Below are 12658 nucleotides of genomic sequence, written 5' to 3'. Positions count from 1 at the left end.
ACATGATTAGAGGAATCATTATCGCTGTTCTCGGTGTCGCGATCGCCGCAACCGGATATTGGGGATATAAAGAACATCAGGAAAAAGATGCGGTCCTTCTGCATGCGGAAAATAATTATCAGAGGGCTTTTCATGAATTGACGTACCATGTAGATCAGCTTCACGACAAAATCGGGACGACGCTTGCGATGAACAGTAAAAAATCTCTGTCTCCGGCGCTCATTGATGTATGGAGAATAACATCTGAAGCTCATAACAATGTGAGCCAGCTGCCGCTGACTCTCATGCCTTTTAATAAGACGGAGGAGTTTTTATCAAACATAGGAGATTTCAGCTATAAAACATCCGTCCGGGATTTAGATCAAAAACCGCTTGATAAGAAAGAATATACAACACTGAACAGCCTGTACAAACAGGCGGAGAACATTCAAAACCAGCTCCGCAGCGTTCAGCATCTCGTCATGAGCAAAAATTTACGGTGGATGGATGTTGAGATGGCGCTCGCCTCTGACAAAAAACAAAGCGATAATACAATTGTCGACAGCTTTAAAACAGTCGAAAAAAATGTAGGCGCTTTTTCTGAAGACAGCATCAGCCCCACATTTACGGGAGCAAATACAGAACGAAAAGGTTTTACGCATCTGAAAGGAAAACAAATTACAGAAAAAGAAGCGGTCAAAATCGCACAACGGTTTGCGCCTGATCATAATTATTCAATTAAAGTGGTCAAAAGCGGCAGGAAGACGAATCGGGACGTATACAGCATCCGCATGAAAGACGCCGACAACAAGTCTTTTATCTATATGGATATTACCCAAAAAGGCGGACATCCGGTCTATTTGATTCAAAAACGGGCCGTGAAGAAACAAAAGATCAGCCTCAATGAAGCATCTAACCGGGCCGTCGCGTTTTTAAAGAAAAATGGATATGAAACAAAAGGCCTCGAAATTGATGAAAGCGCGCAATATAATAACATCGGCGTCTTTTCTTTTATCCCAGTAGAGAAAAATGTCCGCATTTATCCGGAAGCCATCCGAATGAAAGTGGCGCTGGATGATGGTGAAGTCGTCGGTTTTTCCGCGCGTGATTACCTGGCGGCGCACCGCACGAGAACGATTCCGGCTCCCGCTTTGTCAGCTGATGAAGCGAAAGCGAAGCTGAATAAAAATGTTGAAGTGCGGGAGACCCGGCAGGCGCTGATCACGAATGAACTCGGTCAGGAAGTGCTTTGCTACGAAATGCTCGGAACGATCGGGAAAGACACGTATCAAATGTTCATCAATGCGGACGACGGAAAAGAGGAAAAAATAGAAAAGTTAAAAAGTGCAGAACCTATATATAAAGACCTATAAAAATAAAGGAGGAAAGGACTAAAAGTCTTTTCCTTTTTTTCGTTACATGCTTTAATAAAAGCATAAATAATGAAAGAGTGAAGGCCCATGATAGCTGTCGGAGATTACATTTGGATTGAATACATAGAGAACAATGAGCCCAAAAAAGCGAGGAGCAAAGCAGTAAGCGTTGAAAACGGCGAACTGCACATCTCATATCCCGTCGATCTGGATTCGGGACGGACGGTCTTTTTGCATAAAGGATTGGAAATAACAGCGGAATTTATGGGGAATGGCCAAGTGCCGTATCAATTTAAAAGCATAATCAAAGGAAAGAAAAAAGACCCCATCCCGATGATCGGATTGGACATCCCCCCTCAGGAGGAAATGAAGCGGATTCAAAGACGCCGATACGTCCGTGCAGACGCAGTATTGGATGTATCCGTCAAAATGGAAGCGAAAAAAACCGCTTTCCAAACGGTTTCCTCTAATATCAGCGCCGGCGGAATCGCTGTTGTGATGCCTGAGCATATTTCCGCGGAACCAGGTGAAAAGCTGTATGTCGCATTTTCTCTTCCCGGCAAGGAAAATACGGCGGATATTACGGCCGAGGCTGTTATCCAGCGGATTTTTTATGATGAAAAGGCGGATAAACAAAAAATGACGCTTGAATTTGCAGAAATCGCTCCCGCTTCACAGCAGCTTTTACTCCAATATTGTATGCGCGCGCAGCTGCAGCAGAGAAGAAACAGTCTGTCGGAATAAACAGCAGCGCACTTTTCCATACTAATTCTAATGGAGGTGCGCGTGTATGAAAACGTTTGAACGTCTGCTGGTCAAATTGGTCTGCATTCAGCTTATCATTTTGGGCGCGGTGCAGTTTTTGCTTCATTATCAGCCTATTGAACCTTATATTTCGAAAGCTGTGAAATATGAGGGAGTTGATAAAATGGAGAAAAAAGAATGGATTGAAACGGTAAAGCGGTAAATCAGCTCAATTTTTTCGCCCCTTTTCCGGCAGTTCATGATACAATCCATAGAGGAGTAAAGAGCAAGGAGAGAGATTATGGACAAGAAATTATCAATTGCGATCGACGGGCCGGCCGCTGCCGGAAAAAGCACCGTTGCTAAAATAGTGGCTGAGAAAAAATCATATGTGTACATTGATACAGGAGCGATGTATCGTGCCATTACATATACGGCGCTCAAGCAGAATGCCGATTTAACTGATGAAGCCGCGCTTACAGAGCTGCTGAAGCGTACGGAAATTGAGCTTGTATCCGCTCCGGAAGGACAAATCGTTCTGGTAAACGGAGAAGATGTGACAGAAGAAATCCGAAAAGACGAAGTCAGCAACCAAGTATCAATCGCCGCCAAGCATAAAGGCGTCAGAGAAGAAATGGTCAAAAGACAGCAGCAGCTCGGAGAAAAAGGCGGTGTCGTCATGGACGGCCGTGATATCGGTACTCATGTGCTGCCTGATGCCGAAGTGAAAATTTTTCTGCTCGCGTCCGTAGAGGAAAGAGCGAAGCGCCGATATGAAGAGAATAAGAAAAAAGGCTATGACGTGAATTACGAGACGCTCATTGAAGAAATTGCCAGACGCGACAAACTCGATTCAGAGAGGGAAGTTTCCCCGCTGCGCAAAGCGGAAGACGCGATTGAAATCGATACGACGTCACTAAGCATTGCCGAAGTCGCAGGAAAAATTCTGGAGATCGTCGATCAGAAATCACGTTAAGCCCGGGCGGAGCGCTTTATAATTTTTTTCGAAAGACAAGATGTTATTGCTTGACAAACCAGTCCATTTATTAGAAGTTAATACTAATAAAACTTTTTATTGATCATTCAAAATCTTTTTTGGATGATTCTTTAATACATATTCGGCTGAAAAGCGGACATTCACATGTTCAGCTTTCAAACCGTATTAATTAAGCTGTGTAGGTTTGGACCAAGGAGGTTATTCAAATGACAGAGGAAATGAATCAAATTGATGTTCAAGTGCCAGAGGTTGGAGATGTAGTAAAAGGGATTGTGACAAAGGTAGAGGACAAGCATGTAGATGTCGAAATTGTCAATGTCAAACAGTCCGGAATCATTCCAATCAGTGAATTATCAAGTCTTCATGTAGAGAAAGCATCGGATGTCGTAAAAGTTGACGACGAGCTTGACCTGAAAGTAACAAAAGTGGAAGACGATGCTTTGATTTTATCTAAACGTGCCGTTGATGCTGACCGCGCTTGGGAAGACCTTGAAAAAAAATTCGACACAAAAGAAGTGTTTGAAGCTGAAGTGAAAGATGTGGTGAAAGGCGGTCTCGTCGTTGATATCGGCGTTCGCGGCTTCATTCCCGCATCACTTGTCGAAGCTCATTTCGTCGAGGATTTCACTGACTATAAAGGGAAAACCCTCTCTCTTATCGTCGTTGAACTCGACCGTGATAAAAACCGGGTGATTCTGTCGCACCGGGCTGTAGTGGAAAAAGAACAGACAGCCAAAAAGCATGATTTTCTCCAAACGCTTGAAGTTGGAAGCGTGCTTGAAGGAAAAGTGCAGCGTCTGACTGATTTCGGCGCATTTGTCGACATCGGCGGAATTGACGGGCTTGTTCATATTTCGCAGCTGTCTCATTCACACGTCGAAAAACCGTCTGACGTGGTGGAAGAAGGTCAGGACGTAAAAGTGAAAGTGCTGTCCGTAGACCGCGATAATGAGCGTATTTCTTTATCTATTAAAGAAACGCTGCCGGGACCTTGGAGCCAGATCGGCGAAAAGGTAAAACAGGGAGATGTGCTTGAAGGAAAAGTGCAGCGCCTTGTAAGCTTCGGCGCCTTCGTTGAAATTCTTCCGGGCGTGGAAGGACTTGTGCACATTTCGCAAATTTCCAATAAACATATCGGAACGCCGCATGAAGTGCTTGAAGAAGGACAGACTGTTAAAGTGAAAGTGCTTGACGTGAACGAAAGCGAAGAGCGCATTTCCTTAAGCATGCGTGAGCTTGAAGAAGCGCCGAAAGCCGATCAGGAGGACTTCCGTCAATACCAGGCGAAAGAAGAGCCGAGCACCGGCTTCCAGCTTGGCGATTTAATCGGAGACAAGCTTAATAAATTAAAATAAATTGGTGATAAAACGTGACACGAGCAGAACGAAAAAGAGAACATATAAATCATGCGCTGTCTACCGGTCAAAACCGGGAAACGGGGCTTGATGATATTACGTTTGTTCATGTCAGCCTACCGAACCTAGCATTGGAAAAAGTGGATATATCAACGAAAATCGGCGGACTCACAAGCAGTTCGCCGATTTTTATCAATGCGATGACAGGCGGCGGCGGACAGCTTACATACGAAATTAACAGATCGCTGGCAAGAGCCGCGCGCAAAGCCGGCATGCCGCTGGCTGTCGGTTCGCAAATGTCAGCTTTAAAAGATCCCTCCGAACGGTATTCTTACGAGATCGTCAGAAAAGAGAATCCGGACGGGCTGATATTTGCCAATTTAGGCAGCGAGGCGGATGCCGAGCAGGCGAAAAGGGCAATTGATATGATTCAAGCGGATGCCCTCCAGATTCATTTAAATGTGATTCAGGAGATCGTCATGCCAGAGGGAGACAGAAGCTTTACCGGCGCTCTCGGCCGTATTGAGCGGATTGCGGCGGAAGCGGGAGTTCCCGTTTTTGTCAAAGAAGTCGGCTTCGGAATGAGCAGGGAATCGGCACGGCAGTTATTTGATGCCGGGGCGGCAGCAGTTGATGCCGGCGGATACGGCGGTACAAATTTCTCTAAGATTGAAAATATGCGCAGAGAGAAGGCGCTTCAATTTTTTAATACGTGGGGAATTTCCACTGCCGCAAGCTTAGCGGAAATCCACTCGCTCTCCGCTGATCAATCAATTATCGCATCCGGCGGGCTGCAAAGTGCCCTGGATGTCGCCAAATCGATTGCCCTCGGCGCTTCCAGCGCGGGAATGGCAGGCACTTTCCTGAAAGCTCTCACCTCCAAAGGAGAAGAGGGGCTGTTTGACGAGATGACGGCGCTTTTACAAGAGCTGAAAATGATTATGACCGCCCTCGGATGCCAATCGGTTGCCCAATTGCAAAAGGCGCCTTTGGTCATAAAAGGTGACACACATCACTGGCTTTCTGAACGGGGAATTGACACATCCCGTTTCAGCAGACGTTAAAAGGCATGCGAACACGCATGCCTTTTTCTGTTTTTTACGATTTTCTTTTTCGGAATTCACCGTTTTGTTCAAGGCTTGTCGCTCCTTTATGGTGAATCGAATCATCGCGATCAGATTCCACCCGGCGGGAGGCTTTCAGTTTTTTCTCCTGTCTGTCTTTTCCCATCCTTATCCGCTCCTTTCAGGCATAATTGGTTTAAAAAATGCGTTCCCGCTCCATACTGGTCAGAGGAGGAGCGATTATGGAACCGTTTTATTATTACTGGTCAATGTGGTTTTTATGGATACTTGCGACTTTTATTTTTGCCAAAACAAAAAGCCGGTTTTACGTATCAGTCTTTATTTTGACTAATATGATGGCAAGCATACATCAGATAACGGCTTATTTTACGCTGAATGCGGCATATGTCATGTTTTTTGCTGCGGCATTTGTTTATGCGGGAAGCCTCGGCATGCATAAACGGCTCCGTCATATTGTGATTCATCTGACGGCGTCTGCGGCATACGGCTTTATTTTTCTTTTTGCATTATATGACCCTGTTTGGTTTATCATAAAACCTGAATGGGCGGCGGTTATACTGCTTACCGTTATTACGCTTTCCGTTGAGGGGCGGTTCCCTGAGAGGCTTTGTCTTTTTGTTCTCGGCATGTGCCAGGGGGAGCTATTGTATGCTGCGGTCATCCGCAACATTGCGGGTGCGGCAGCCGTCGGTGATTATAAATGGCTTTCAGGCTGTTCGGCGGGAGTGATTCTGCTCGTCGGGCTGACTACATATGAACAGCTTGCGGCGCGCATCAGCCAAAAAAGCAAAAAGCAGGGCAAAGGAGCGACAAAAATGTCTTGAAAACAGACGAAGACTGTTACATGAATGCGAAACATTTTGAAGAATACATTGTGATCTCAGTGAAAACTGATATAATAAATGAGTTAAGCCCTTCTGTTTGAAGGGTTCTTTTCATAGCGAAGATGATTTTTAATAACCGGTTGAACAATTTTTTGTGAAAATGTAAGCGGCTGGATTGAAAGGAAGGGTACTATGGGTAAACCTGTCGTAGCCATTGTCGGAAGACCGAATGTGGGAAAATCCACAATCTTTAACCGGATTGCGGGTGAAAGAATTTCAATAGTAGAAGATACCCCCGGAGTGACGCGGGACCGGATATACAGTTCGGCGGAATGGCTGAATTATGATTTTAACCTGATTGATACGGGCGGAATTGATATCGGAGACGAACCGTTTCTGACACAGATCCGCCAGCAGGCTGAAATCGCCATGGACGAGGCTGATGTGATCATCTTTATGGTGAACGGCCGCGAAGGTGTGACGTCTGCGGATGAAGAAGTGGCAAAAATACTGTACCGGACGAAAAAACCGGTCGTATTAGCCGTTAATAAATTAGATAATACCGAAATGAGAGCGAACATCTATGACTTTTATGCGCTCGGCTTTGGAGAACCGTATCCGATTTCGGGCACACACGGTTTAGGATTGGGAGATTTGCTCGATGCTTGTGCCGAGCATTTTAAAAACATTCCGGAGACGAAGTACAGTGATGATGTCGTTCAATTCTGCCTGATCGGCCGCCCGAATGTCGGAAAATCATCCCTTGTCAATGCGATGCTCGGCGAAGAGCGGGTTATCGTGAGCAACGTAGCCGGAACGACTAGAGACGCTGTGGATACGGCGTTCACCTACAATCAGCAGGAATTTGTAATCGTTGACACGGCGGGAATGAGAAAAAAGGGTAAAGTATATGAAACAACAGAAAAATACAGTGTGCTTCGGGCGTTAAAAGCCATTGACCGCTCAGACGTCGTCGGGGTTGTGCTGAATGCAGAAGAAGGCATCCTTGAGCAGGACAAGCGGATCGCCGGATACGCCCATGAAGCCGGGAAAGCCGTCGTCATTATCGTAAACAAATGGGATGCCGTTGATAAAGACGAGCGCACGATGAAAGAATTTGAACAAAATATTCGGGAACATTTCCAATTTCTTGATTATGCGCCGGTGCTGTTTATGTCGGCACTGACGACAAAGCGGATTCATACACTCATGCCTGCGATTATTAAAGCGAGTGAAAACCACTCTCTCCGCGTGCAGACAAATGTCTTAAATGATGTCATCATGGATGCGGTCGCCATGAATCCGACTCCGACGCACAACGGCTCCCGTCTGAAAATTTATTATGCGACTCAAGTCGCTGTTAAGCCGCCGAGCTTCGTTGTTTTTGTCAACGATCCGGAACTGATGCATTTTTCTTATGAACGCTTTTTAGAAAACCGAATCCGGGACGCTTTCGGATTTGAAGGTACGCCAATTAAAATATTTGCAAGAGCAAGAAAATAAAAAGGTGTGATACAGAGATGAAAAAAGTGGCAATGCTTGGAGCGGGAAGCTGGGGCACTGCACTTTCTTTAGTGCTGGCTGATAACGGACATCAAGTTATGATGTGGGGACACCGTGCCGAATTGATCGATCAAATCAACGAACTGCATGAAAACAAAGATTACCTGCCGGGGGTGGAGCTATCAAGTTCTATCATCGGTACAGCTGATTTAAACGAGGCTTTAAAAGGAGCGGACTTTATCATTGTGGCAGTTCCGACAAAAGCCATTCGGGAAGTGCTGAAAAAGGCTCTGCCGTACATCCCGAAACAATCGATTTTTGTTCATGTCAGCAAGGGAATTGAGCCGGATTCGCTTCTCCGTATTTCAGAATTAATGGAAGAGGAGCTGCCTGAGGAGTACAGAAAAGACATCGTCGTGCTTTCAGGGCCGAGCCACGCTGAGGAAGTCGGATTAAGACACCCGACGACTGTTACATCATCTTCAAAAAATATCAAGGCTGCAGAAGCGGTTCAGGATTTATTCATGAACCAGCATTTCCGCGTCTATACCAATCCGGATATGATCGGTGTTGAAATAGGGGGAGCGTTAAAGAATATCATCGCTCTTGCAGCGGGGATTACAGACGGATTGGGATACGGAGATAATGCAAAAGCGGCCTTAATCACCCGAGGTCTTGCTGAAATCGCCAGACTCGGCACAAAGATGGGCGGAAATCCGCTCACCTTTTCCGGCCTGACCGGCGTAGGCGATTTAATCGTGACATGTACAAGCGTTCATTCCCGAAACTGGCGCGCCGGCAACCTGCTCGGCAAAGGATATAAGCTGGAAGCTGTCCTGGATAAGATGGGGATGGTTGTTGAAGGCGTGCGGACGACAAAAGCTGCGTATCAGCTGTCTCAAAAATACCAAGTGAAAATGCCGATCACAGAGGCGCTTCACCAAGTATTATTTAACGGGCAGAAGGTAGAAACGGCCGTAGAATCCTTAATGGCCAGAGTGAAAACCCATGAGATGGAAGACTTGGTCAACACATTGGAAAACCGGGTGAAGTGACAATAACATGCCGTCAGCATATTCTGAAGTGACGAAAGTCCAAAACGCAGAACTCTCCGGCTGAAATCGCTTAAAACATTTGCTGGTTTAGGCAGAAGAGGATGCAGACGTACGCATCTGCGCATACTATAGCATCGAAGTCCAAGAGAGTGTATCTCAGACGTACAGGTGAATATAGTCAACTTGACTGAAGCAAAGTCCCCCTCTTTGCTTCAGTTTTTTTTGTTTTTTCAATAGATGGAAAACCTGTTGATCTTTTCAACATTTGTATATTAAAATGAAATATAACGCTTACAATGATGGGACGGGGGGCACGAACGTGAGTGTGGCATTGATGAAAATGTGGTTTGCGCTTGGTGCTATGGGATTAATGTTTGTTGCGGTCGCCTCTATTTATGTCAGCAGGTACAAAGTGAAAAACAAACTGATAAAAGCAGCGGTTTCTTCACTCGCTTATGCCTGCATGGTCATCTCGGGATTGATCGTGTTAATGGTCGTTTTCAGCGGGCCTGTCAATGAATAAAGCAAAAAGGGGGCGCGGAATGCATAAGTTAAAAATGGCCGTCATAACGGCAATGGCGGTGCTTCTGCTGTCCGGCTGTCTGTACCCTGAAGCGAAAAAAACTGAAAATAAAGTATCTTACAAACATCAGCTTCAGCAGGTGCAAGCGGCAGTGGATGAATTTAAAAAGGCGAACGGCGGACTTCTGCCGATTCAGACAAAAGATATGAAAACACCGCTCTATCAAAAATATCCGATAGATTTTAAGCGGCTCGCGCCCAGATACATAGAGGAGCCGCCGGCCTCAGCTTATGAAAGCGGAGGAATGTACCAATACGTGCTTGTCGATGTGGAAAATAAGCCGACCGTCAAGCTGGTCGATCTCCAAATGGCGGAAGCAATCCGCGACATGAAGCTGCGTGTCAAAATGTATCAGGAAAAGCATACATATCCTCCCTATGAGGACGCCGTTTCAAAAGGGCTGTTCACTTTAAATAAAAAAAAGCTCGGCATGAAAGACTTTCCTTCAGTCAAAAGTCCGGTTTCAGGCACGTCTCTGCCGCTTTTAATCGGCGCTGACGGAGAAATCTATGCCGACTATCGCGTCGATCTCGCCCGCTGCCTGAAGGAAAACAAAAAGAAAATCAAACCGGGCGCGGAAATTCAGGATATTTTATGGAAAGAGACTCCTTTCGTCCCGGCCTTTTCAGTCACATACACCGTAAATGAAAAACAGGAACCCGTTTTTTTAGAAAGTCAAACGAAACAGGAATGAACCTTTTTCCCGCGCATACAAATAGGGAGAAAGGTTTTTTTGATTTTGATAGAAAAGACTGCCTGAAAATTTTCTAAAGATGTCATATTGAAATAGGACAACGTCATACACATATAGTGTCCTATATTTGATTGGAGAATGGTGAATGAAAAATGATAAGGATAGGAAGTCCGGGAGGGGATCACTTGGAAAAGGTCGATATTTTCAAGGATATCGCTGAACGAACAGGGGGCGATATATACTTAGGAGTCGTTGGCGCTGTCCGTACAGGGAAATCTACATTCATTAAAAAATTTATGGAGCTCGTGGTGCTCCCGAATATCAGCAATGAGGCCGATCGAGCGCGGGCGCAGGATGAGCTTCCGCAAAGCGCAGCAGGAAAAACGATAATGACCACAGAACCAAAATTTGTCCCGAATCAAGCCATGTCCGTTCATGTCGCGGAAGGACTTGATGTCAACATCCGGCTTGTGGATTGTGTGGGATATACGGTTCCCGGGGCGAAGGGATATGAGGATGAAAACGGCCCGAGAATGATCAATACACCTTGGTACGAAGAACCGATTCCCTTTCATGAGGCAGCGGAAATCGGTACGAGAAAAGTCATCCAGGAACACTCCACAATCGGGGTCGTCATTACGACAGACGGCTCAATCGGCGATATTGCGCGGGGCGATTACGTGGAAGCGGAAGAAAGAGTCATCGACGAGCTGAAGGAAGTCGGCAAACCGTTTATTATGGTCATCAACTCGGTAAAACCGTACCACCCGGAAACAGAAGCGCTCAGAGCTGAATTAAGCGCGAAATATGATATTCCCGTCCTCGCCATGAGTGTTGAAAGCATGCGGGAAACAGATGTGTTAAGCGTCCTCAGAGAAGCGCTTTACGAGTTCCCTGTGCTGGAAGTCAATGTCAACCTTCCGAGCTGGGTCATGGTGCTGAAGGAAAATCACTGGCTCAGAGAGAGCTACCAGGAATCAGTGAAAGAAACCGTAAAAGATATTAAACGCCTGCGCGATGTCGACCGGGTTGTCGGCCACTTCAGTGAATTTGAGTTTATTGAAAGCGCCGGTCTGGCCGGAATCGAACTTGGCCAGGGTGTCGCAGAAATTGATTTGTATGCGCCGGATCATTTATATGACCAGATTTTAAAAGAAGTGGTCGGCGTTGAAATCCGCGGGAAAGACCACCTGCTTGAATTAATGCAGGACTTCGCCCACGCGAAAAAAGAATATGATCAGGTATCAGATGCGCTGAAAATGGTGAAACAGACCGGCTACGGCATTGCCGCCCCGGCCTTAACCGATATGAGCCTTGATGAACCGGAAATCATCAGACAGGGATCAAGGTTCGGAGTAAGGCTCAAAGCGGTCGCTCCGTCCATTCATATGATCAAAGTGGATGTGGAAAGTGAATTCGCGCCGATCATCGGGACGGAAAAACAAAGTGAAGAGCTTGTCCGCTACTTAATGCAGGACTTTGAAGATGATCCGCTTTCTATCTGGAACTCCGATATTTTCGGCAGATCATTGAGCTCTATCGTAAGAGAAGGAATCTCCGCAAAACTGTCACTCATGCCGGAAAATGCGAGATATAAACTGAAAGAAACGCTGGAGAGAATTATTAACGAAGGCTCAGGCGGCCTGATCGCCATTATTTTGTAAGCTGAAGGACCTCTTCCTGAAACGGGGGGTCTTTTTTTATTCTTTTTAGATACTGGAAATCAATCAAGGATTAGGAGGAAAAAAGCAAAAAAAGGAATATTTGTTCGGTAAAACACGTGAAAACCTTGACGAGCAAGGGATTGAGGCTTTAAAATGCTTGATATGGCTTTTTATATGTGTTACTCTACATACAGAAAATCTTCACTTTGTTGGACAAACATTCCTCAAAGTGTCTGTTTTCTTATGAAAAGCCGTTTACTTGTCTGTTCTTCCCTGCTTTGATTTTTTATCAGACAGGTTTAGAATCAGGCTGAACTGTGAAGAAATGATAATAAACTGCTGATTTGATACCCTTTTGGGAGGAGGTGAAAGGCATGAACAAGACAGAACTAATCAATGCGGTTGCTGAAGCAAGCGAATTGTCTAAAAAAGACGCTACAAAAGCAGTTGATTCTGTTTTTGATACGATTTTAGATGCACTTAAAAACGGTGATAAAATCCAACTGATCGGTTTCGGTAACTTTGAGGTGCGCGAGCGCTCTGCACGTAAAGGACGTAACCCGCAAACAGGTGAAGAAATCGAAATCCCTGCAAGCAAGGTACCTGCTTTCAAACCAGGTAAAGCTCTTAAAGACGCTGTTGCAGGAAAATAATTGTGAATATAGATCGTGTATGCATCTGATACATACACTTTGTTTCTTCACAGAAAAGCCCCTTGATAAAGGGGCTTTTCATATTTAAGCAGCCTCGGTCACCGGGCAGGACTTTCGTTTTGCTTTTGGCGCGGCAAATGTGCTAGAAT

The 12658-nt window shown here is 45.6% G+C and carries 14 protein-coding genes; 13 read left to right on the top strand and 1 reads right to left on the bottom strand.

The genetic code is table 11. The annotated features are described in order from the left end of the window. Nucleotides 1-2: 2 nt before the first annotated feature. The 6 genes from ypeB (at nucleotide 3) to fni (ending at nucleotide 5512) form a co-directional block, all read left to right on the top strand. Complete coding sequence (gene ypeB / locus NYE38_RS11160) at nucleotides 3-1352, top strand: germination protein YpeB (protein WP_007409448.1); 1350 nt, start codon at nucleotides 3-5, stop codon at nucleotides 1350-1352. An 87-nt stretch (nucleotides 1353-1439) separates the two neighbouring features. Next, on the top strand, nucleotides 1440-2096 hold the full coding sequence (locus tag NYE38_RS11155) for a flagellar brake domain-containing protein (protein ID WP_017418047.1): 657 nt from the start codon (nucleotides 1440-1442) through the stop codon (nucleotides 2094-2096). A 46-nt stretch (nucleotides 2097-2142) separates the two neighbouring features. Beyond that, nucleotides 2143-2319 (top strand): YpfB family protein, encoded by a 177-nt coding sequence (locus NYE38_RS11150; RefSeq protein WP_003153420.1) that lies wholly within the window; start codon nucleotides 2143-2145, stop codon nucleotides 2317-2319. Between the two features lie 78 nt (nucleotides 2320-2397). Further along, nucleotides 2398-3072, top strand: coding sequence for a (d)CMP kinase (gene cmk, locus NYE38_RS11145; protein WP_017418046.1), 675 nt, complete (start codon nucleotides 2398-2400; stop codon nucleotides 3070-3072). 227 nt (nucleotides 3073-3299) lie between these two features. After that, nucleotides 3300-4448 (top strand): 30S ribosomal protein S1, encoded by a 1149-nt coding sequence (gene rpsA / locus NYE38_RS11140; protein WP_003153426.1) that lies wholly within the window; start codon nucleotides 3300-3302, stop codon nucleotides 4446-4448. Between the two features lie 14 nt (nucleotides 4449-4462). Beyond that, on the top strand, nucleotides 4463-5512 hold the full coding sequence (gene fni, locus NYE38_RS11135; RefSeq protein ID WP_025649799.1) for a type 2 isopentenyl-diphosphate Delta-isomerase: 1050 nt from the start codon (nucleotides 4463-4465) through the stop codon (nucleotides 5510-5512). 34 nt (nucleotides 5513-5546) lie between these two features. Here fni and NYE38_RS11130 read toward each other — a convergent pair whose 3' ends face one another. After that, nucleotides 5547-5678, bottom strand: a complete 132-nt coding sequence (locus NYE38_RS11130) for a YpzI family protein (protein WP_003153429.1) — start codon at nucleotides 5676-5678, stop codon at nucleotides 5547-5549. Between the two features lie 76 nt (nucleotides 5679-5754). On the opposite strand from NYE38_RS11130, the gene NYE38_RS11125 reads away from it, so the two are divergent. The 7 genes from NYE38_RS11125 (at nucleotide 5755) to hbs (ending at nucleotide 12509) form a co-directional block, all read left to right on the top strand. Then, entirely contained in the window at nucleotides 5755-6357 is a 603-nt protein-coding gene (locus NYE38_RS11125) for a hypothetical protein (protein WP_017418044.1), read from the top strand. Between the two features lie 192 nt (nucleotides 6358-6549). Beyond that, nucleotides 6550-7860, top strand: coding sequence for a ribosome-associated GTPase EngA (gene engA / locus NYE38_RS11120; RefSeq protein ID WP_003153433.1), 1311 nt, complete (start codon nucleotides 6550-6552; stop codon nucleotides 7858-7860). A 17-nt stretch (nucleotides 7861-7877) separates the two neighbouring features. Beyond that, nucleotides 7878-8915: an NAD(P)H-dependent glycerol-3-phosphate dehydrogenase gene (locus tag NYE38_RS11115; RefSeq protein WP_326116925.1), complete on the top strand. Its 1038-nt coding sequence runs from the start codon at nucleotides 7878-7880 to the stop codon at nucleotides 8913-8915. A gap of 319 nt (nucleotides 8916-9234) precedes the next feature. After that, entirely contained in the window at nucleotides 9235-9438 is a 204-nt protein-coding gene (locus NYE38_RS11110; protein WP_003153435.1) for a DUF2768 domain-containing protein, read from the top strand. Nucleotides 9439-9457: 19 nt separating this feature from the next. Beyond that, nucleotides 9458-10192, top strand: coding sequence for a hypothetical protein (locus NYE38_RS11105; RefSeq protein ID WP_065180582.1), 735 nt, complete (start codon nucleotides 9458-9460; stop codon nucleotides 10190-10192). Between the two features lie 185 nt (nucleotides 10193-10377). Then, the gene (gene spoIVA / locus NYE38_RS11100) at nucleotides 10378-11856 is read left to right on the top strand and encodes a stage IV sporulation protein A (RefSeq protein WP_003153438.1); all 1479 of its coding nucleotides are present in this window, start codon (nucleotides 10378-10380) and stop codon (nucleotides 11854-11856) included. Nucleotides 11857-12230: 374 nt separating this feature from the next. Further along, nucleotides 12231-12509, top strand: coding sequence for a non-specific DNA-binding protein Hbs (gene hbs, locus NYE38_RS11095; RefSeq protein WP_003153447.1), 279 nt, complete (start codon nucleotides 12231-12233; stop codon nucleotides 12507-12509). Nucleotides 12510-12658: the final 149 nt, after the last annotated feature.

The organism is Bacillus sp. EU63 (assembly GCF_038592915.1).
Taxonomy (GTDB): Bacteria; Bacillota; Bacilli; order Bacillales; family Bacillaceae; genus Bacillus; species Bacillus velezensis.
Note: the sequence above shows the minus strand (reverse complement) of the source record. Positions and strands in the feature narration are given on the sequence as shown.

What these genes read in the sequence shown, in the direction of transcription:
- cmk (WP_017418046.1), top strand. Translation starts at nt 2,398, where the DNA reads ATGGACAAGAAATTATCAATTGCGATCGACGGGCCGGCCGCTGCCGGA.
- rpsA (WP_003153426.1), top strand. Translation starts at nt 3,300, where the DNA reads ATGACAGAGGAAATGAATCAAATTGATGTTCAAGTGCCAGAGGTTGGA.
- hbs (WP_003153447.1), top strand. Translation starts at nt 12,231, where the DNA reads ATGAACAAGACAGAACTAATCAATGCGGTTGCTGAAGCAAGCGAATTG.
- NYE38_RS11125 (WP_017418044.1), top strand. Translation starts at nt 5,755, where the DNA reads ATGGAACCGTTTTATTATTACTGGTCAATGTGGTTTTTATGGATACTT.
- engA (WP_003153433.1), top strand. Translation starts at nt 6,550, where the DNA reads ATGGGTAAACCTGTCGTAGCCATTGTCGGAAGACCGAATGTGGGAAAA.
- NYE38_RS11155 (WP_017418047.1), top strand. Translation starts at nt 1,440, where the DNA reads ATGATAGCTGTCGGAGATTACATTTGGATTGAATACATAGAGAACAAT.
- NYE38_RS11150 (WP_003153420.1), top strand. Translation starts at nt 2,143, where the DNA reads ATGAAAACGTTTGAACGTCTGCTGGTCAAATTGGTCTGCATTCAGCTT.
- NYE38_RS11115 (WP_326116925.1), top strand. Translation starts at nt 7,878, where the DNA reads ATGAAAAAAGTGGCAATGCTTGGAGCGGGAAGCTGGGGCACTGCACTT.
- NYE38_RS11105 (WP_065180582.1), top strand. Translation starts at nt 9,458, where the DNA reads ATGCATAAGTTAAAAATGGCCGTCATAACGGCAATGGCGGTGCTTCTG.
- ypeB (WP_007409448.1), top strand. Translation starts at nt 3, where the DNA reads ATGATTAGAGGAATCATTATCGCTGTTCTCGGTGTCGCGATCGCCGCA.
- NYE38_RS11130 (WP_003153429.1), bottom strand. Translation starts at nt 5,678, where the DNA reads ATGGGAAAAGACAGACAGGAGAAAAAACTGAAAGCCTCCCGCCGGGTG.